This window comes from Stenotrophobium rhamnosiphilum (assembly GCF_003052265.1).
GTDB lineage: Bacteria > Pseudomonadota > Gammaproteobacteria > Nevskiales > Nevskiaceae > Stenotrophobium > Stenotrophobium rhamnosiphilum.
This window is the reverse complement of record NZ_QANS01000002.1, coordinates 165,327-185,521: the sequence shown is the minus strand read 5'-3', so window position 1 is coordinate 185,521 and position 20,195 is coordinate 165,327. Positions and strand designations below refer to the sequence as shown.

General features: G+C 53.3%; 15 protein-coding genes. 9 read left to right on the top strand and 6 right to left on the bottom strand.

All coding sequences use genetic code 11. From position 1 onward, the window contains the following. Positions 1-71 precede the first annotated feature (71 nt). A complete protein-coding gene (locus CJD38_RS04725; protein ID WP_161554168.1) occupies positions 72-1,226 on the top strand; it encodes an acyltransferase family protein in 1,155 nt (384 codons plus the stop codon). Here the strand turns inward: CJD38_RS04725 and CJD38_RS04720 are convergent. Continuing rightward, positions 1,221-2,330, bottom strand: a complete 1,110-nt coding sequence (locus CJD38_RS04720; protein WP_161554167.1) for an acyltransferase family protein — start codon at positions 2,328-2,330, stop codon at positions 1,221-1,223. The genes CJD38_RS04725 and CJD38_RS04720 overlap by 6 nt on opposite strands. A gap of 150 nt (positions 2,331-2,480) precedes the next feature. Here CJD38_RS04720 and CJD38_RS04715 point away from each other — a divergent pair, with 150 nt between their 5' ends. Further along, positions 2,481-3,350 carry an SDR family oxidoreductase gene (locus CJD38_RS04715; RefSeq protein WP_107939173.1) on the top strand — a complete coding sequence of 290 codons (870 nt, stop codon included), beginning with the start codon at positions 2,481-2,483 and terminating at the stop codon, positions 3,348-3,350. On the opposite strand, the gene CJD38_RS04710 is transcribed toward CJD38_RS04715, so the two are convergent. Continuing rightward, on the bottom strand, positions 3,347-3,976 hold the full coding sequence (locus tag CJD38_RS04710; protein ID WP_107939172.1) for a TetR/AcrR family transcriptional regulator: 630 nt from the start codon (positions 3,974-3,976) through the stop codon (positions 3,347-3,349). The genes CJD38_RS04715 and CJD38_RS04710 overlap by 4 nt on opposite strands. A 107-nt stretch (positions 3,977-4,083) precedes the next feature. Here CJD38_RS04710 and CJD38_RS04705 point away from each other — a divergent pair, with 107 nt between their 5' ends. Genes CJD38_RS04705 through CJD38_RS04690 form a run of 4 tightly spaced genes read left to right on the top strand, consistent with a single transcriptional unit; the run spans position 4,084 to position 9,765 of the window. Continuing rightward, a complete protein-coding gene (locus CJD38_RS04705) occupies positions 4,084-5,709 on the top strand; it encodes an acyl-CoA carboxylase subunit beta (protein WP_107939171.1) in 1,626 nt (541 codons plus the stop codon). A gap of 21 nt (positions 5,710-5,730) precedes the next feature. Continuing rightward, positions 5,731-6,897 carry an acyl-CoA dehydrogenase family protein gene (locus tag CJD38_RS04700; RefSeq protein WP_107939170.1) on the top strand — a complete coding sequence of 389 codons (1,167 nt, stop codon included), beginning with the start codon at positions 5,731-5,733 and terminating at the stop codon, positions 6,895-6,897. Positions 6,898-6,910: 13 nt separating this feature from the next. Continuing rightward, positions 6,911-7,726, top strand: a complete 816-nt coding sequence (locus CJD38_RS04695; protein ID WP_107939169.1) for an enoyl-CoA hydratase/isomerase family protein — start codon at positions 6,911-6,913, stop codon at positions 7,724-7,726. Positions 7,727-7,770: 44 nt separating this feature from the next. Continuing rightward, entirely contained in the window at positions 7,771-9,765 is a 1,995-nt protein-coding gene (locus tag CJD38_RS04690) for an acetyl-CoA carboxylase biotin carboxylase subunit (protein WP_107939168.1), read from the top strand. A gap of 350 nt (positions 9,766-10,115) precedes the next feature. On the opposite strand, the gene CJD38_RS18760 is transcribed toward CJD38_RS04690, so the two are convergent. Beyond that, the gene (locus CJD38_RS18760) at positions 10,116-11,624 is read right to left on the bottom strand and encodes an OmpA family protein (protein ID WP_107939698.1); all 1,509 of its coding nucleotides are present in this window, start codon (positions 11,622-11,624) and stop codon (positions 10,116-10,118) included. A gap of 262 nt (positions 11,625-11,886) precedes the next feature. Between CJD38_RS18760 and CJD38_RS04680 the strand changes: the two genes are divergently transcribed. Together CJD38_RS04680 and CJD38_RS04675 are read left to right on the top strand one after the other, a co-directional pair. After that, a complete protein-coding gene (locus CJD38_RS04680; protein WP_107939167.1) occupies positions 11,887-13,521 on the top strand; it encodes a hypothetical protein in 1,635 nt (544 codons plus the stop codon). Between the two features lie 106 nt (positions 13,522-13,627). Then, positions 13,628-14,446, top strand: a complete 819-nt coding sequence (locus tag CJD38_RS04675) for an alpha/beta fold hydrolase (protein ID WP_107939697.1) — start codon at positions 13,628-13,630, stop codon at positions 14,444-14,446. Between the two features lie 234 nt (positions 14,447-14,680). Here CJD38_RS04675 and CJD38_RS04670 read toward each other — a convergent pair whose 3' ends face one another. Both CJD38_RS04670 and CJD38_RS04665 read right to left on the bottom strand, forming a co-directional pair. After that, positions 14,681-16,396, bottom strand: coding sequence for an OmpA family protein (locus CJD38_RS04670; protein ID WP_107939166.1), 1,716 nt, complete (start codon positions 16,394-16,396; stop codon positions 14,681-14,683). A 189-nt stretch (positions 16,397-16,585) separates the two neighbouring features. Continuing rightward, positions 16,586-17,731 (bottom strand): acyl-CoA dehydrogenase family protein, encoded by a 1,146-nt coding sequence (locus CJD38_RS04665; protein ID WP_107939165.1) that lies wholly within the window; start codon positions 17,729-17,731, stop codon positions 16,586-16,588. 115 nt (positions 17,732-17,846) lie between these two features. On the opposite strand from CJD38_RS04665, the gene CJD38_RS04660 reads away from it, so the two are divergent. After that, the gene (locus tag CJD38_RS04660) at positions 17,847-19,505 is read left to right on the top strand and encodes an AMP-binding protein (RefSeq protein WP_206362886.1); all 1,659 of its coding nucleotides are present in this window, start codon (positions 17,847-17,849) and stop codon (positions 19,503-19,505) included. 25 nt (positions 19,506-19,530) lie between these two features. On the opposite strand, the gene CJD38_RS04655 is transcribed toward CJD38_RS04660, so the two are convergent. Then, positions 19,531-20,130 carry a glutathione S-transferase family protein gene (locus CJD38_RS04655; RefSeq protein WP_107939164.1) on the bottom strand — a complete coding sequence of 200 codons (600 nt, stop codon included), beginning with the start codon at positions 20,128-20,130 and terminating at the stop codon, positions 19,531-19,533. Positions 20,131-20,195 lie beyond the last annotated feature (65 nt).

Genomic DNA, 20,195 nt, shown 5'->3' with positions numbered 1-20,195 from the left:
TAGGCGGCGCTCAGGGACGAGTACGCAGTGTTTGCGTGTTCGTCATTTGGCCTTATTTCTGGAGCGCTTCTGTGTTGAACAAAGGGTCTACCTCTCCCGGGCGGCGGATGCTGCCGTTTGATGGCATGCGTGGCATTGCGGCGGTCGGTGTTACGGCTTTCCACGTTAATCCGACGTCACCCTTTATGTTCTGGGCCTGGACCTTCGTCGACATGTTCTTTGTGCTTTCGGGTTTCCTGATTGGCACGATTCTCTATCGTGGAATTTCAGAAGGCACATTGTCGCTAAAGAATTTCTGGATACGACGCATATTGCGTATCTGGCCGGTCTATTACCTGATGCTCGCGGTCGTGACCCTATGGACGCTGCTGTCGCCTGAATTGCATATGTCGTTCAAATCGTTCATGCAATCGCTTGTGTTTTTGCAATTCACAGGGGGATATATTCATCCGGGTGTGAGCTGGAACAACATGATGTGGCATTACATCCCATGGTTCAGTCACAGCTGGTCGATTGCCGTTGAAGAACAGTTTTATCTGCTGCTACCCATACTGCTTTGGATGTTCGGTACACGTGCGCGCGGCATTTTTCTGATTGTGATTGCCGCACTGGCACTGAGCCAGTTTTTGCTCTACGCAGACTTTGTCCCGAATCTGTTAGGGACGCGTATGCAAGGACTTGCGCTGGGTTTGTTGCTAGTGCCCTTGTCGCAATGGCTGCATCAAGCTGACGGCAATATCCAAGCTAAACGCCGGTCATTGGTTCTTCTCATCCTAGCAGTGTCTTTTGCAATTGGACTCTGCACGATGGTGCCGCTTTTCATGCAGATATTTCCGGTTCTTTGGAATGGCGTGGTGGTCGAGTCCGACATAATTAAAAATTTTGTGCTGAAGGGCACTTTAGGAATGGCGCTGATTTATTTTGCCATCGTCGGTTTTGTCGTGGCATTTCCGAAGGGCATGTTTGCACGGATGTTGTCGACGCCGGTGCTGGTCTATCTAGGTGGCATCAGCTACGGCCTTTACATGATTCATGTGCCAGTCGAAGGGATGATCGCTACCTCGCGCGGGCGACATTTAAGCGAAGACAGCCTGTCGATCAATGTCATTTACTGGATCGTGATTCTTAGTCTCGCAGCGCTATCCAAGATTCTGATCGAGGATCGCTTTAACGCGTACAAAGATCGCTATCCGGTTTTTTCAAACACGCCAAAGCCTCGTTTATGAGGCTTTGGCCTTGCGATCAAATTTTCTACGCACAAAGGCGCGTCCCGGTTTTTCTATGTATTTGTAAGTGAATATCGAGATGAAAATTGTTGCGCCCCACAGCGCAAACAAGATCAGAACGGGAGGCCACGCGATAAAGGCATTGAATAGATTGGGCGTAGCAGTTTTTGCGAGGATGACGTTTACAAGAACAAGCACGTGAACCATGTAAAGCGAATATGACATTTCGCCCAACTGCACCATTGGCCCCCACGATAGCGAGCGTGCGATCCAAGTGTTTTCGTAGGTAAAACTTGCGATCAGCAGCAGCCAGAGTGGAATGTAGATCAGCGGTAAAGCGTTGACCTTGTATGCCACTACGACAGCAATCAGCGTGATGCCTTGCAAGAGCGCTGGCGGGATAAATGACAGACCCTTCAATAGCGTCGGCAGATACTGATACAGCACACAGCCCAGCGTGAACGAGCTGAGTGCGCGAACGGCGCCCAAGCTATAAGTCACATCGAAATCGCGACGCGTTGCTTGTATAAGGATCAGTCCGCCAATCGCCAAAAGAACCAGCAGTGACGCGGTGACTTTGCGTCCGATCAGGTTGTAGCGAATGAATATTGGGAACACCAAATAGCAGGCAAATTCTGCGCTGATGCTCCACGCTGGGACGTTCCAGGAGTTCATGTGCTGAACACCCCATGCCTGAATCAGCAAGAGGTTGGTGATGATGTATTTGGGATGAGTGCCGTGTAGGAATGGCTCTCCACCGATGCTGACATCGACGCCATTATGTTTTGCCAGCCATCGCAGCGATTCAAACACAATCAACGCCAGCAATACGAAAACATGCAACGGATAAATGCGGGCAATGCGATGGACGAAAAAGTTGTACAGACTGTCTTTGCGCTTAAACAGCGTTTTGCCGTAGACGTGCATCAGAATGAAGCCGCTGAGCGCAAAAAAATAATCGGGCCATAGCACAAAGCCCATAAACAGCCAGCTTTCAGACCACGCTGGTGAAACCATGGCCCAAGCATGAAATTGGATCACGCACAGCGCGCCTATGGCTCTGAATGTGGTGAGCGCGGCAAAATCCTGCTTGCTATCGGACATTTCGTTCCTTGCGTGATCCATACGAAAATTGCGTGCCTTTTGATCAAGTGCTAAAAACACTCGCTTTTTTATGGCACTGCGCTGACGCTCGATAATCGCAATACCCGTAACTAATTTCAATTAGCGAACTTACTACAAGGAAATATCCGTATGACTTACCGCTCTGTGTTTAGAGACAAACTTTTTGAAGGGCAGACCATTGTTGTGACGGGTGGCGGGTCGGGTATTGGTCGTTGCACTGCGCATGAGTTGGCAAGCTTGGGCGCCAAGGTGCTGATCACGGGGCGCAAGCAGGAGAAACTCGACAAGGTCATTGCTGAGATTCACGAAGACGGTGGTCAGGCATTTGGCTATGCCTTCGATATTCGCGAAGAAGACGTCGTGAAGGCGTCGGTGAAGCAGATGTTGGCTGATCATGGGCAGATCCACGGCTTGGTCAACAATGCAGGCGGGCAGTTTCCTTCGCCGCTGTCGATGATTTCCAAGAAGGGTTGGGAGGCTGTAGTCGCCAACAACCTCACCGGCGGTTTCTTGATGGCGCGTGAAGTGTTCACGCAGTGCATGAAGAAGCAAGGCGGCTCGATCGTGAATATGGTTGCGGATATGTGGGGCGGTATGCCGGGCATGGGCCATAGCGGCGCAGCACGTGCGGGCATGCTCAACTTCACTGAGACCGCGTCGGTGGAGTGGGGCTCTGCGGGCGTGCGCGTGAATGCAGTGGCGCCGGGCTGGATCGCCAGTAGCGGCATGGATCATTACGATCCTTCTTTTGCGACGGAAGTGATTCCCAAGCTTGCAGGCGCATCGCCAGCCAAGCGCATGGGTGAAGAGGCGGAAGTCAGTGCGGCGATTGTGTTCTTGCTGTCACCGGGCGCGGCTTACATCAGTGGCACTTGCGTCAATATTGATGGCGCGTCTTCTCGTAACGCACGTGTGTTCCCGTTGTTGGATCACAAGAAGTCCAAGCCCTTCGAAGGCTTTCATCGCGCCTTTAAGCCGAAGGCTGTCAAGGACAGTTAGCGCTTGCCTGAAGGGTTGATGGGCTGACTCACTGCACGTACGCAGAAGTCACAGATGGACTGGATGAGACGCTCCTGGTCCTTCACCCGTTGGCCCTTCGGGGCAATCGGCCCTACCAGCGCTTCGGTGTAGGCGCCGACGATGCAGGCCGCGCTGGCATCCATGTCTTGCGCAGGGAATTCACCGCCCGTGATGCCTTCCTTAAGGATGGCTTTGAAAACGTTGCCCAACTGCTGACGCACACGGATACGCGCGATATCGACTTCGGGCTCAGCTGGCTCAGCGATAAAGGCGTAGGCGAGGTTGGGGCCAGTTAGTGCGCGCCGGGTGAAGGATTCCACGGCGGCGTACAGCCGCGCCTTGGCAGTGCCGGGGCCCTCGGCGATCTCGTTCAGAAGCTCAAGCTCACGCGCGATGGCCGCTGTCATGACCTCAATGAAGAGGTCGGCCTTAGAACGAAAATACCGGTAAATCATGCCGGTAGACATGCCCGCTTCTGCGGCTACTGCCGCAATCTGCGCCTCACGATAACCACCTTCAGCAATCAAGCGGCGCGCGGCCGCAAGGATGCGCTCGCGATTGCTCGCAAGTCGTTCCTCCATCAGTGCTGAACGGCGGTAGGCCATGAAGTGAGTCTCGGTTCAAGGAATGAATTGTACTTCACTTCTTGTGATTTTCGAAGTAGGATGAAGGTCTCAATCTGTCATCCATCGCCGTCAGCGGCAAGGAAACCATGCCTGTCTTCGAGTCTAAGGTAGATACCAACAGCCCACAGTTCCAGCAAAACCGTGAGGGCATGCTCAAGCACATCGCGGACTGGCGCGCGGTCGAAGCCAAGGGCCGTGCTGAGGAAGAATCCAAGCGTGAGCGCTTCCATAAGCGCAAGCAGTTACTGCCGCGTGAACGCGTTCACTTGATGCTCGATCGTGGTTCGCCATGGTTGGAGCTGTCGACCTTGTGCGGCTACAAAATGCACGACGACAAGGACGGCTCGCTGGCTGGCGGTAACAACATCATCGGTATCGGCTATGTCTCTGGCGTGCGCTGCATCATCAGCGCCTCCAACTCCGCGATCAAAGGCGGCACGATGACGCCTTGGGGCGTGCAGAAAGGTCTGCGCATCCAAGAGATCGCGCTTCAGCAGAAACTGCCAATCGTCGCGATGATTGAATCCGGCGGCGCGAACCTCTTGTATCAGGCTGAAGTGTTTATCCCTGGCGGCAAGACTTTCGCCAACCAGTGCCGTCTCTCGGCAGCTGGTATTCCGCAGATCACCATCGTGCACGGTTCGTCGACGGCAGGTGGTGCATACATGCCGGGCCTGTCGGATTTCGTGGTGATGATCCGTAAGCGCGCCAAAGTGTTTTTGGCTGGCCCTCCTTTGTTGAAGGCAGCAACGGGTGAAGTAGCGAATGACGAAGATCTGGGCGGCGCAGAAATGCACTCGCAGATTGCAGGTACTTCGGAGTTCCTCGCTGAGAACGATGCCGACGGTATTCGTATCGCTCGCGACATCATGAAGAACCTCAACTGGAATGCCTCGCGTCCCAAACTTGATCTGCTTCCTGTGCGTGCGCCGAACTACGACATCGACGAAATCTGCGGCGTTTTTCCTGCGGATTACCGCAAACCGGTTGACTGCCGTGAAGTGATTGCGCGTCTCGCTGACGGTTCAGAGTTCCTTGAGTTCAAGAGCGAATACGATCAGCAGACGATCTGCGGACGCGCTGTGATTCACGGTCACCAGATCGGCATCATTTCCAACAACGGTCCGATCACCACCAAGGGCGCGACCAAGGCTGGCCAGTTTATTCAGCAGTGCTGCCAATCGAATATTCCGATCGTCTATCTGATGAACACCACCGGTTACATGGTGGGCACGGAGAGCGAGCAGGGCGGTATCGTCAAGCATGGTTCGAAGATGATTCAGGCTGTTGCCAACGCAACGGTTCCGCAGATCACCATCGTCATGGGCGGCAGCTTCGGTGCTGGTAACTACGGCATGTGTGGACGTGGTTTCGGTCCGCACTTCATCTTCGCTTGGCCTAACAGCCGCACATCCGTAATGGGTGGCGAACAGGCTGCTGGCGTGATGGAAATCATCACGCGTCAAAAGTGGGAAGCCGAAGGCAAAGTGATGAGCGAGACGGACGAGAAGATGCTCGCTGCGCTACGCAATCAGGTGGTCACCCAGTTCGACAAGGAAAGTCACTCTTTCGCTGCTACCGCACGCCTGTTCGACGACGGCCTCATCGACCCGCGTGATACGCGCAAAGTTTTGGGCTTGTGCCTGTCCGTTTGTCGCGAAGCTAAATCGCGTCAAACCTTCCCTAATAGCTTTGGCGTTGCTCGCCTCTAAAAGCTGAGCAAGAGAATCTCTATGCAAATTACGCACGAACATCAGTCGCTCTACGACACCACCAAACGTTTTATCGAAGAACAGATCAATCCCAACTCCAAAGAATGGGAACGCGATGGCATTTTCCCTGCGCGCGAAGTGTTCAAGAAAATGGGCGACCTCGGTCTGCTCGGTATTGCTAAGCCAGAGAGCGTCGGCGGTCTCGGCCTCGATTACGGTTATCAGTTGATGTTTGCGGAGGCCTTGGGCCACTGCAACGTTGGCGGTATTCCGATGGCAATTGGTGTGCAGACCGATATGGCGACGCCAGCGTTGGCGCGTTTCGGTTCTGACTATCTGAAAGAAAACTTCCTCAAGCCTGCAGTCGCCGGTGACATGGTTGCTGCGATCGCCGTGAGCGAACCTGGCGCAGGTTCAGACGTTGCAGGCATCAAGACCACCGCTCGTCGCGAAGGCGATGAATACGTGATCAGCGGTCAGAAGATGTGGATCACCAACGGTACACAGGCTGATTGGGCTTGCGTGCTTTGCAACACTGGCGATTCACCTGAGGGTGGCCGTCACGGCAACAAGAGTTTGATCGTTGTGCCTCTCGACACCAAGGGAGTTGATCGTCGCACCAAGCTCGACAAACTGGGCCAGCGCTCCAGCGACACAGCGATTATTTTCTTTGATGACGTGCGCGTGCCTGCGCGCAATCTGATTGGCTCTGAAGGCAAGGGTTTCACGTATCAGATGCAGCAATTCCAAGAAGAGCGTTTGTTCCTGTCGGCCAGCATTGTGCAGGCGATGGACAATTGCATCAGCGAAACTGCGACGTATACGCGTCAACGCAACGCCTTTGGTCAAAGCATTCTTGATAACCAATTCGTGCAGTTCCGTTTGTCGGAATTAAAGACTGAAGTTGAAGCGTTGCGAGCACTGATCTATCGCGCTGCTGATGACATGCTTGCTGGGCAAGACGTGACGTTGATGGCGTCAATGGCCAAGCTCAAGGCTGGCAAGCTTGGTCGCGAAGTGCCTGATGCTTGCCTGCAGTTCTGGGGCGGTCAGGGCTTCATGTGGGACAACTTTGTCGCGCAGATGTATCGCGATCTGCGCTTGCACGCGATTGGCGGCGGCGCTGACGAAATCATGCTCGGCATTATCTCCAAGCGCCTTGGTTTTGGCGGCAAGAAGAAAGCCTGAGGCGATTACTCAAATGACATTGCCTGAAGTCGAAAATCTGTTGTTGAAACTCGAGCGCGGTGTGCTCGAGGTGACTTTGAATCGGCCTGAATCGCGCAATGCGATGAGCTTGGCGATGGTGGCTGATCTCAACGCTGTGTTCGATGCCATGGCTGATGAGCGTGCGATTCGCGTGGTGATCTTGCGCGGTGCTGGCGGTCACTTTTGCGCGGGCGCTGATTTGAAACAAATGATGGCTGGTGGAATGAAGCCGCCGGTGCCGGGCGAGATCGATCCGATTGTTGGTTTTAGTCGCAGCTTCGGAAGCTTGCTACGCAAGGTCACAAAACTCCCTGCGGTCGTGATTGCGATCTGTGAAGGTGCGGTGCTGGGTGGTGGTTTCGGTTTTGCCTGCGTATCGGACATTGCTTTTGCGCACGTCGATGCCAAATTTGGTCTGCCAGAAACCACTCGCGGTTTGCCACCTGCGCAAATTGCACCGTTCGTTGTTGAGCGAATTGGCCTTACGCAAGCGCGCAAGCTTTGTCTAACAGGTGCACAGTTCCGTGGTTTGGAGGCACAGCGTCTTGGCATCGTGCATGAAGCATTTTCTTCGGAAGAAGAATTGCAGACCAAGCTTGCTGAAACACTCAAGCAGATTCTGAACTGCGCACCAAATGCTAATGCTGTGACGAAGGAAATCATCCTTAACGTTGCGCATCAAGATATGGAATTTGTACTTGACGACGCCGCACAGAAATTTGCGGCATGCGTACGTGGAACAGAGGCGCCAGAAGGTATTACAGCATTCATGCAGAAACGTGCGCCTAAATGGGCGGGCGGAAACTAGTTTCGCGATAGCGAACAGTTCAAACGATTAATCGAGAAATCATGATGAGCAAGCGTTTTACTAAAGTTCTGGTCGCCAACCGTGGCGAAATCGCTGTCCGCGTTATTCGCGGCGCTAAGAAGGCGGGTTATCAAACCGTTGCTGTGTACAGCGACGCCGATAAAGACAGCATGCACGTGCTCGAGGCAGACGAAGCTGTTCGTATTGGCCCATCTCCTGCCAAAGATTCTTACTTGTTGATTGAGAACATTCTTGCGGCGGCCAAGCTTTCCGGCGCACAGGCTATTCACCCTGGCTACGGTTTTTTGTCTGAACGCGAAGCCTTTGCTAAAGCAGTGCAGGACGCTGGCCTGATTTTCATTGGTCCAGATCCGCATTCGATTGAAGCGATGGGCAACAAGAGCGCGTCCAAGATCCGCATGATTGCGGCGAATGTGCCTTGCGTGCCGGGCTATCAGGGCGATGATCAGGCTGATGAAACATTGGTTGCTGAATCCAAGAAAGCCGGCTTGCCAGTGATGGTGAAAGCCGCTGCTGGCGGTGGTGGTCGCGGTATGCGCTTGGTTTATGAAGCGAACGAACTACTTGCCAACATTCAGTCTGCACGTTCAGAAGCGACCAACGCTTTCGGTTCTGGTCAGTTGCTGATTGAAAAGGCAGTGATGGATGCACGTCACGTCGAAATCCAGATCTTTGGCGATCGTCATGGCAACGTCATTCACTTTGGTGAGCGTGATTGCTCCGTGCAACGTCGCAACCAAAAGGTTGTTGAAGAAGCACCATCACCTGCGGTTGATGAAGCGCTGCGCGTGAAAATGGGTGCTGCTGCGGTTGCCGCCGCTAAGGCGGTGAACTACGTTGGTGCTGGCACGGTTGAGTTCATGCTTGCACGCGATGGCCAGTTCTATTTTCTAGAAATGAACACGCGCTTGCAGGTTGAGCATCCTGTTACTGAATTGGTTTACGGCGTCGATCTTGTTGAATGGCAGCTTCGTGTTGCGCAAGGCGAACCTTTGCCGCTGACGCAGGAGCAGGTATCAGCCAAGCGCAAGGGTTGGGCGATTGAAGTTCGCCTTTGCGCCGAAGATCCACGCGACAACTACATGCCGCAGACTGGGCCTGTTCTCTCGTGGAGCGCGCCGCAGGGCGACGGCGTGCGTGTCGATACCTATCTGACTACCGGCGCAACGATTAGCCCGTTCTACGATTCGATGCAGGCCAAGGTGATTGCTTGGGGCGAAGATCGTGAAACCGCGCGCACGCGTTTGCTCAAGGCGCTGGAACAAACCAGCTTCCTTGGCGTGGTCAATAACAAAGATTATTTGTCGGCAATTCTGGCAAACGAAGCGTTCGCTTCAGGCGATTTCAGTACCGCATTTATCGGCAAGTACTTTCCACAGGAACAGGTCTCTGCGGCGAAGCCATCGTCACGTCACGTTGCGCTCGCGGTAGTTGCGCTGTATCTCGATGACGCGCAGAAACTCGCAGAAGAAAATAATCTATCGTCAGAATTTATTGGTTGGCACAGCTCGCATGAAGCGCCAGCCGAATTCAAATTGAAGTGGCGCGATCAGGAATATGATCTAGAAGTTTTGGTTCATGATGGACATCAGTTCTCGATCGAGATTGCAGGTAGCAAGATTGAGATCAATGTCGCACGTTCGTTGCCACATGAATTCCATTACATCGTAGAAGGCGTGCAGGGCAAAGCAGTCATCGCGCATCACGGCGATGCAGTCTGGTTGACCGCAGAAGGCACAACGCATTGCTATACCGACACCTCACTCGCTCCTGCGCAAGCGGTGGCCGCAGGCGCTGATGGACGCATCCTCGCTAACAGCGACGGCAAGATTGTTGCAGTGCACGTGGAAGCGGGTCAGAAAGTCGAGAAGGGCACGACGCTGGTGGTGTTGGAAGCGATGAAGATGGAATTCCAGCTGACGACACCTGTATCGGGCGTTATTGAAACAGTTAGCGTGAAGGCTGGTGATCAGGTGAAGGGGCGTCAGTTGCTGGTACAGGTTAAGCCGGACGCTTAAAGCTCTTCGCTAGAAGTTAATAAAAAGCGGCGTATGCGTAGGCATGCGCCGCTTTTTTATGTACAGGATGGACGTACTCCACGGGCGCAGGATGCGCAGGAGTGGGGTTCTCGCCAACTAGCGAGACCTGAGAACGGGGTGAGAATCCCGTTCCTGCGCATGCTGTTGTCGGAGTTCATCTAATCCGCCGACCGCGTCGCTCCATGCACGCGCATATGGGCAGAGCATCTCTGCACAAACACCTCCGCTCCTGCGCATCCATGTGCCCGCGTAGGTACCGTACATCCTGTACATAAAAAGAAAAGCCCCGCTGGATTGCTCCAGCGGGGCTTTTAGTTACTACGTACTAATTACTCGAGAACTTTCAGCTCAACGCGGCGGTTGTTTTCGCGGCCGGCTTCGGTTTCGTTGGTGTCGATTGGGCGGGTCTTGCCGTAGCCAACTGGGCTGAGGCGCTGGGTTTGAACGCCCTTGCCACCCAGATAGACCTTCACAGCAATCGCACGCTTCTCAGACAGGCCGAGGTTGTAGGCGTCGGTACCGATGTAGTCGGTGTGCCCCTGAACTTCGACGTTAACTTCTGGATAGGCCTTCAGCGTTTCGGCAACCTGATTCAGGATTTCCTTAGCAGCTGCGGTCAGACGGTCGGAGTCGAACTCAAACTTCACACCCTTAAGGATGAAGTTGTGCTCAAGCGCGCATCCGTGTTCGTCAACCTGTTCACCTGGACGTGGACGGCGGCAATCACCTTTCAGTGCGCAACCGTTTGGAAGTACCTTGGCGCCAGCTGGCGTGTTCGGGCACTCGTCCTGATCATCTGGGATGCCGTCGCCATCGCTGTCGAGTGGGCAACCATCTGGACCAACCTTCTGGCCCTTGGCCGTATTAGGGCACTTGTCGAGGTAGTCAGGAATGCCGTCACCATCGCTATCCGTGAACGGGCAGCCGTCGCCATTTACTGGCGTACCGCGTGGCGTGTTCGGGCACTTGTCGAGGTAGTCAGGAACGCCGTCGCCATCGGAATCCAATGGGCAACCGTCAGCGCCAACCTGAACGCCTCTAGCGGTGTTCGGGCACTTGTCGAGGTAATCAGGAACGCCGTCGCCATCGCTATCAGCTGGGCAACCATCGGCATTAACCACTACGCCAGGAGCCGTACGTGGGCACTTGTCGAGGTAGTCAGGAACGCCGTCGCCATCGCTATCCGGTGGGCAGCCATCAGCATTGACGGCAACACCTTTAGGCGTGTTAGGGCATTTATCGCGGTCATTTGGAACGCCGTCGCCATCGCTATCCGATGGGTCAGCGCCAAACTTGATGCGTGCGCCAACGCCTGCGGTCACAACGTAGAAGTTGGTCTTCTGCAGAACGCCGCCGCGATCACGAATCATATCGGTGTTGTAGCGGGCGTCAAAGCGCAGATCAATGGCCTGCGACAGACGCACAAATGCACCTGCACCTAAGCCATAGCCCACGCCACCTTGGCGTTCGCCAAGGAAGCTAATCGAGTGATAGTTAAGATTGCCAAGCAAGTATGGACGGAACGTCCAAGATTCCGGAGCAAGGTATTGGATCAAGTTCACACCGCCTACGACGCGGTTGTACTTGTTCTTGGCAGGCAGATGACCCACGGTCAGGCTGCTATAGCCACCTTCGAATTCAAAACCCTGGTAGTTCGCCAGTGAGCGACCCACCGAAATCTGACCCATTGGGCCGCTATCTAGATCGCTCTGGTCGGACAGTACGGCGCCGATCGTAGGTGAGATATACCAACGCTTGTCGTAATCATCACCCGCATGTGCAACGGTAGTGACGGCCCACAGCGCAAAAAATGCGGCCAGTATTTTACTTCTTATCATTTGCAGGTTCCCCTTGAGCGTAGACGTTACAGCGTATTCGATCAAACCAACACCGCTACATACCGTGACGGACATCGCAAAGATGCACAACGGAATCGTGGCAGGATCATAACCGGCCGATGGGCCATGATACAAAATATTCTTCTACATACCCACTGGATTAGAATACCATTGCTCAAACAATGTCGATATACTCACACAAGCCCTTAAAGCTGGTTGTCTTACGCGGCAATTCAAAAAAAGTTTCTCGAGGAACACACAAATGAAAATGTTTCGTTTACTCACAGGCGTGATCGCACTTGTCCTGATCATGCTGACCGGCTGCAGCACTCAAAGCCCTGATTTTTCGTCGGTGTTGAAGACGATTACGATCACAGGCGTACCGGTCAAACCAAGATCGAGTGGCCAGATTGCGGTTGGCGATAAAATCCAATTTACGGCTTCAGGTCTTTGCACTACTCCTCCGGGAACAAAGGTTACTGATCCAGGTGTAGTCAGCACGCCGGTCAATGGCACTACACTTCTCCTCCAGCCTTGCGATAAAGACATCGGTAGCGTTGTTTGGAGCGTTGATAATTCCGGCAATGGCAGCATCGATCCTAACACTGGCTTATTTACCGCTGGTCCGGGTGTTGGCACTGTTGTTGTTAAGGGAACGGTTCAGGGTCTTGAAGGCACGGCCAACGTTGCCACTATCTCAATCCCCGTAACGCCAGTTGTTTTGGACCACATCGTGGTCAGCCCGAAGTCACCGCCTCCAGTCGCACAGAATGGCACGGTGACATTCACGGTCGCCGGCGTCGGTAGTGATGGTTTGGCCTTTACTCTCGTTCCGGCTTCGATTACTTGGACGAAAGTCTGTGCCGATACGGTAGCAACCATTGCGCCAACAACTGGCACCTCAACTGTGGCGAAAGCTGTGGCGACGACGGGCACATGCGCGATCACCGCGAACTCGGCGGATAATGCTAACGGCGATGACATTGCATCTGATTCAGGCACGTTCACTATCAATAATGATGTGGCCTTGAAGAGCTTGCAGAGTACGAAGCTGACGCCGCCTTCTGCTGCGATAGCTAAAGATCAAACGCAGGATTTTCAGCTGATTGGTATTTATGGTGATGGCTTGCCTCATCCTGTTCCTAACGCAGACATCAATTGGACGGTTTCGGCTGGTGGCATCGCTTCAATCGCTGATCATGCAACCGACGTTACAAAAGAAACGGCAACGGGTCTTAAAGTGGGCGTGGCAACAATCACTGCCACCTTGAAAGACGCTTCAACGCTGACAGATCCGACCAAGAACTCTGCAACCGGTTCGTTGACTGTTGTTGATGCAGCTTGCACCACGCCGTTGAGCAACCAGAACACGCCTGCGGCAACGACTGCAACGGCTGTAACAGGTCCGCTCTGCTTGATTTGCGGTGTGAATGCGCCAGACAACGTTATCGATGCGGATCCGACCAATGTTGCAGTGCTGAACGCCTTCCTGGGCGTAGGCTTGCCAACCAACGAGATCTCGTTGACCGTTAACAGCAACGCAGCCGCTCCGTTCGCTGCTGGTGGCAATGCAGGTTTCCGCGTTACAGATCCTTCCGGCGCACTGCTGTCGGCAAATGTTCTGAACGCCGAAATTCGCGTAACGACGCTGTTGGGTGGTGTGGTTCAGGAAACCAGCATTCCTTACGTAGCTGGTGGCTTGATTCCGTTGCCACCGTTGCTTGACATCACATTGCTTGGACTAGGTGCAGGCGGTGGTGCATATGTGACGCTTCCAACAACCAAGCCTTTCGATGCTCTTAGAGTTACTTTTAGCACCGGCTTGGTGAGCGCGCTGTCTTCGGTAAATGTGACTACCGCGTGTGCTGCGGTCGACAAGACCAAGATAACGCCTTGATTTAAAATTGAGTGGAATACAAAGAAGGCGCCGAAAGGCGCCTTTTTTGCGTTTGGTCGGCATAATCGCAAAACTAAAAATTTACTTGGTGTAAACAATGCTGACCATGGTTACGCATCGTATTGATACCACGCTTGGCATTATCAACGTTCAAGTGTCCGGAAGCGGTCCTGCAATGCTTTGTTGGCCGAGCTTATTAATGAACGGTGAAATGTGGCGTGCACAGGCCGAGTATTTTTCTGATCGCTATCGTGTGGTGATGATTGATTCTCCTGGGCACGGTGCGAGTGAAGCCTTGAATCGACATTTCACGATGGACGATTGCGCGCATTGCCTCGTTCAGATTCTTGATGCCTTAGAAATTAAGGATTGTGTTTTGCTAGGCAATTCCTGGGGCGGAATGATGGGCGGCGTTTTCGCTGCGCTTTATCCCGAGCGCGCACGCGCTGCAGTTCTGATGAATTGCACGGCGTCTGCTGTGGGCTGGTCACAGAAGCTGGAATTTCTAGCGATGACTGCGGTGCTTCGTCGCTGCAATAAATTCCCGATGTTTATGGCGCAGCGTGCAGTAAGTGCTTTTGCTGGGGAAACGACTGAGAAAACTAAACCAGACGTTGTGAAATTTATTCGTGACACTGTTTCAGAGGTTGATCCGCGATCAGTGCATTGGGCGATTCGTAGTGTCGTTCCATATCGAACGGATCGTCACACGCAGTTGCAAGCTATCAAGTGTCCCGTGCTGGTGTTGGCGGGCGAAGAAGATCGTACTTTTCCTGTACTTGAAACCAAGGCGATGGCAGATGCGATTCCTAATAGCCAGTTTGTTGTGTTGCCGCGTATTGGGCATTTGGCTGCGTTGGAATCGCCAGCTGTTGTGAATGGTGAGATTGATAAGTTTCTTGCTGGGGTTTTCCCTAGCAAATGAAGTTGTTTGTTTTTGTGCGGGGCGGGGGAGTGAACGTCGCGCTAGTGTCCATGCTTCATAAGCAGAGCATTTAGTTCGCCGACCGCGTCGCTCCATGCATTTCCCATTTAGAGAGGCCTGAGAGCTGGGTGAGAATCCCGTTCCTGCGCATCTATGCGCCCACGGGATACATCGCGTCGTGCAAATAAAAACCCGCCAGTTTTAGCTGGCGGGTTTTTAGTTACATCAAACTACTTACTCAAGAACTTTCAGCTCAACGCGGCGGTTGTTTTCGCGGCCGGCTTCGGTTTCGTTGGTGTCGATTGGACGGGTCTTGCCGTAGCCAACTGGGCTGAGGCGCTTAACGTCTACGCCTTTACCGCTCAGATAGACCTTCACAGCAATCGCACGCTTCTCAGACAGGCCGAGGTTGTATGCGTCGGTGCCGATGTAGTCGGTGTGACCCTGAACTTCGACGTTAACTTCAGGATAAGCCTTCAGCGTTTCGCCAACTTGGTTCAGAATTTCCTTAGCTGCTGGAGTCAGACGGTCGGAGTCGAATTCAAACTTCACGCCTTTCAGGATGAAGCTGTGTTCAACCGCGCATCCGTGTTCGTCAACCTGTTCGCCTGGACGTGGACGGCGGCAATCACCTTTCAGTGCGCAACCGTTTGGAAGTACCTTGGCGCCAGCTGGCGTGTTCGGGCACTCGTCTTGGTCGTCTGGAATGCCGTCGCCATCGCTATCGAGTGGGCAGCCATCTGGACCAACCTTCTGACCCACTGGGGTCTTAGGGCACTTGTCGAGGTAGTCAGGAACGCCGTCGCCGTCGCTATCAGCTGATGGGCAGCCATTCGCGTCAACTTGCACGCCCTTCGGTGTATTCGGGCACTTGTCGAGGTAATCCGGTACGCCGTCACCATCGGAATCAAGTACGCAACCTTCAGCATTCACAACTGCACCCTTCGCCGTGCCTGGGCACTTGTCGAGGTAGTCAGGAACGCCGTCGCCATCGGTATCAAGTGGGCAGCCTTCGAGATTGACCTGCACGCCCTTAGGCGTGTTCGGGCACTTGTCGAGACGATCTGGAACGCCGTCGCCATCTTTGTCGCCAACATCGCGGCCAAATTCGCCGAACAGATATTTCAGGCCAACGCCGATCTGCTGTGCTTTGTAATCGCTCTGCTGAGACGTATGGGTGGCTGATCCACCGACAACAGTGGTGGTTTCAAACGTTGGTTGGCCTGCAACGACGTAGCGGTAGTCAAGTGACAGCGCCAGCTTGCTGGTTGCCCAGAAATTCACACCGCCACCCAATTGATAGGTGAAGGTCGTGTCATTCGCGCTGCTGCCGTCGCTTTCGAGTTTGCTCAACTGCGCGCCAACACCGCCGCCCAAGTAAGGCGTAACAGGGATGCCGAAATCAAAGTCGAACCAAGCATTCGCCATCGCGCGATAGGCGGTGATGGTCGTGTTGTTAACTGGAACGTCGGTGCCGCCCAGTGCAAACGTCTTGAGGTCGTTCTGCGTATAGGCAAAGTTCAATTCAGGACGGAAGCCGCCGTTGAACATGTAGCCCAGCGAGAAGCCGCCGCCAAAACTGTTCTTGAACGTCGCGCTGGTTGGCGCGGTGACCGTTTGCGTTGTGCTCGAACCAGGCGTGCCGCCAGCTGGTGCAATCACGCAAAGGGTGAGGGCAGTGAGGCCACTCGGAATCAGTACGTTAAGAGGATCAAGCAAGCCACCCAAAACTGCGGTGCTACCAGCGGGGCAAACGCCGCCGACAGGTGCAACAGTGTTGGTAGCCGTTGTCGTGGCAGTGCCATCAGCATCTTTTACTTTTGAGCTGAAGCCTTCGATGCCGAAATACCAACCCGGATCGGCTTGCGCTGCTGCTGTAACGCCTGAATAGGCGGTAACAGCCATCCCCAATGCTGCAAGAGCAAAAACTTTTTGAAACTTGATCGTCATGTGTATCCCCAGTGCGACGCGTTACTAATTAGTAATTAAGCTTGTTATTTTTATTAAGTTCGATAGTAACACTGGCTCGATCAATTCTGCAAACACATTCTTTACGTATTTTTTCTTATTAATCAGTACTTAAGAAAAGAGTTTTAATGTAAATAACCGAGCTTTGAGCAAACGATTGCTTACTGGGCATTAATAACCAAGCTGGCGTGCGGCTAAGTCCTTCATGATTTCTTGCGAGCCGCCGCCAATCGTCAGGACTTTTGTTTCTCGATAGATGCGATCCACTTTGCTCCCGCGCAAATAGCCCGCGCCACCAAAAATTTGCATTGCTTCATTCGCAACATATTCAAGATTTGTCGTTGCAAAATTCTTCAGCATGCAAACTTCTGCAATCGGCATTTGCTTTTGCGTCACACGCCAAGTCATGAGATCAAGATTGGCTTTAATCGCTTCGACGCGTGTTTGCATGTCGATCAATTTGTGGCGAATAACTTGATTGCGAATAAGTGGTTTACCGAAGGTTGTGCGTTCACGTGCGTAGGCAAGTGATTCCTCGTAACAAACTTTTGCGAAGGCATAAGCCTGCGCAGCAAGCATGATGCGTTCGTTATTGAAATTCATCATGATCGCCATGAAGCCTGCATTCTCTGGGCCAATGCGATTCGCAACAGGTACGCGACAGTTATCGAAATACAGTGTTGCCGTATCTGAACACCACCAACCCATTTTCTGCAGCGGCGTACGCGTAAAGCCGGGCGTGCCCGCTTCAATCACCACGAGCGATACACCGCCCATGCCATCGCCACCTGTACGTACGGCAGTGGTGATGTAATCGGCACGCATGCCTGAAGTGATAAATGTTTTTGAGCCATTGATGACGTAGTGATCGCCATCGCGCACAGCACGCGTTTTGAGATTGGCAACGTCTGAGCCACCACTAGGTTCTGTGATCGCGAGCGCTGCGATTTTGTCGCCAGCAATAACAGGCGATGCAAATTTCAATTTCTGTTCGTGCGTGCCGGTGTGAATGATCGGCGGCGTGCCGATGCCGTGTGACATCAAGCTCGCAATCAAACCACCGCTGCCAGCGCGCGCAAGTTCTTCGGTAAGCACAATGCCGTAGAACAAATCTGCGCCATCAGTGCCGCCGTATTCCTCGGGAAATCCAACTTGTAGTAAGCCAGCTTCTGCAGCTTTCTTATGTAGTTCACGCGGCAATTCTTCTGCGCTTTCCCACTGGTCAATGAAAGGTGCACACTCACGATCAACAAAACGTCGAACCTGTGTGCGAAATGCTTCGTGCTCTTCGGTGTAGAACGGGCTTTTTGTAGTCATTATGATTACCGTAATCTTGAGATGAATTCATCGAGGTCGGAACATATCCCCTCGCTTACGATCACTGCAAGCAATATGTTCATAGTAAAAATAATTACCAGAGGAGAGCGGCTTTATGGTGTCGAAAGAACAGAGTCTGCCTTTGCAGCGCGTGTATCAATGGGAACATGAACGTGCGCATGACGTTTATCTGACGCAGCCAATGGAAGGCGGTGCCGTTCGTGACTACACCTGGGCACAGGCTGTTGGCGAAGCGCGTCGCATGGCTGCGTATCTCAAGGCAAAAGGTTGGGAGCCGGGAACACGCATTGGCATTCTCTCTAAGAATTGCGCGTGGTGGATCATGTCTGATCTTGCAATCTGGATGGCGGGTTATGTCAGCGTTCCGCTTTATCCAACGCTCACAGCAGAAAGTGTGCGACAGGTGTTGGATCATTCAGAGGCTAAGGCTTGTTTCATCGGCAAGCTGGACGAATGGCCGCAAATGAAATCCGGCGTGCCTGACTCTGTTCACTGCATTTCTTTTCCGGCGTCACCTAAAAACGATTACGCGACTTGGGATGACATCGTTAAAAAGACGGCGCCGATTGAAGGCAATCCTACGCGCGCAGCGGATGAACTCGCAACGATTATCTACACCTCTGGCACCACGGGAATGCCTAAAGGTGTGATGCATAGTTTCAACACATTTTCTGTTGCTGCCTCGACCGTCGCCGATAGTTTCGACATCACACCCAACGAACGCATGCTTTCGCATTTACCGCTGTCGCATGTGGCGGAGCGTTGGGCGATTGAGGCAGGTTCGTTCTATTGCGGCTTCCGTATTTTCTTTGCGGAATCGCTGGATACTTTTGCGCGCGATCTTCGTTCAGCAAAGCCCACGGTGTTTGCGACGGTGCCACGCTTGTGGACCAAGTTTCAGCAGGGCGTTTTTGCCAAGATGCCAAAGAAGCGGTTGGATTTTCTTTTCAGTTTGCCTTTGCTCGGAGGCGTGTTCAAAAAGAAAATTCTCAAAGCAGTTGGCTTTGAACACACGCGCTTTGCGATGGGCGGTGCGGCACCGATGCCGCCATCATTAATTAACTGGTATCGATCGTTGGGCCTCGAATTGTTGGAGGCCTATGGCATGACAGAAAACTTCGGCATGTCGCATGGTTCTATGCCGGGTGAAGGTCGCGTTGGTTATGTCGGCAAACCTTGGCCCGGCGTTGAGTGCAAGCTCAGTGAAATTGGCGAAGTGTTGGTGCGTAGCCCCAGCAATATGCTCGGCTATTTTCGCGAGCCAGAAAAAACTCGCGAAGTGTTGAGTGAAGATGGCTGGTTGAAAACCGGCGACCTCGGCGCATTTGATGAAGCAGGGCGCTTGCGTATCACTGGCCGCGCCAAAGAAATTTTCAAAACCTCCAAAGGGAAATACGTTGCGCCAGCGCCAATTGAGAGCAAGCTCAGTGCGCTTTCAGCAATTGAAGCGCTGTGTGTTGCAGGCGCTAACTATGGTCAGCCTTGCGCATTGGTGATGTTGGCGCCTGATGCGGCCAAGCAAGATCGCGCATCGTTGACCGCACAGTTAAAAGCGCAGCTTGAGACTGTTAATGCCACGCTTGATCCACACGAGCAACTCGATTTTCTCGTTGTCGTGAAAGACAACTGGACTGTCGAAAACGGCTTCATCACGCCGACGCTGAAGATCAAGCGCAATGTTGTTGAAGCGGCATACGGGCCGTTTCTCGAGGCTTGGTATAAGCACCGACAGCCAGTGATCTGGCAAGAATAAGCCGAAGGTTACGCGCCGCTAGTTTTTACTTTGGCGGCGCGTCTTTCGCTAAACCGGCTGTGCGTGCAGGACGATCAGCGCAGCGATTCAAATAAGAATCGACTGGCTCACCGGCCGGTAAAGTCTGGCGCGCAAAAGCACCGAGGCTGGCGAGCAGAATATCGGCGGCAGAAAATTTGTCGCCAAGCAGATAAGGGCCTTTTTCCAAGGCGGTGACCAAGCGTTCATGCATTTCAGCAGCGCCACGAAATGTGCGGCGTAACACTGCGTTATCACCAAGACCTGCGAACTGGAAGTTCACCACCGGCTCAATCACGCCGCTGTAATACGCCAGCCAACTCAAGTAAGCGCCGCGCTGCGGATCGCCCACTTGTGGGCCGATACCGGCTTTGGGAAACAGATCCGTCAGATATAAGGCGATCGCCGAGGATTCGGTAATCAGTGCGCCGTCGTGCACCAACGCAGGCACTTTTTTATCCGGATGCGGATTGCCATCATCCGGTCCGCTGCTGCCGTCTTGTCGCGTAATGCTGGAGTAGATGATTTTGTAATCGGCGCCGAGTTCTTCAAGCAGCCACAGGAAACGCGTCGAACGAGACTGAGTAGCGTGATAAAGCGTGAGCATGAGCGATCTCCGATTTTGTCGGCAGCTTATCAGGGCTGACGACAGTTCATGGGCGCAAACCGCTC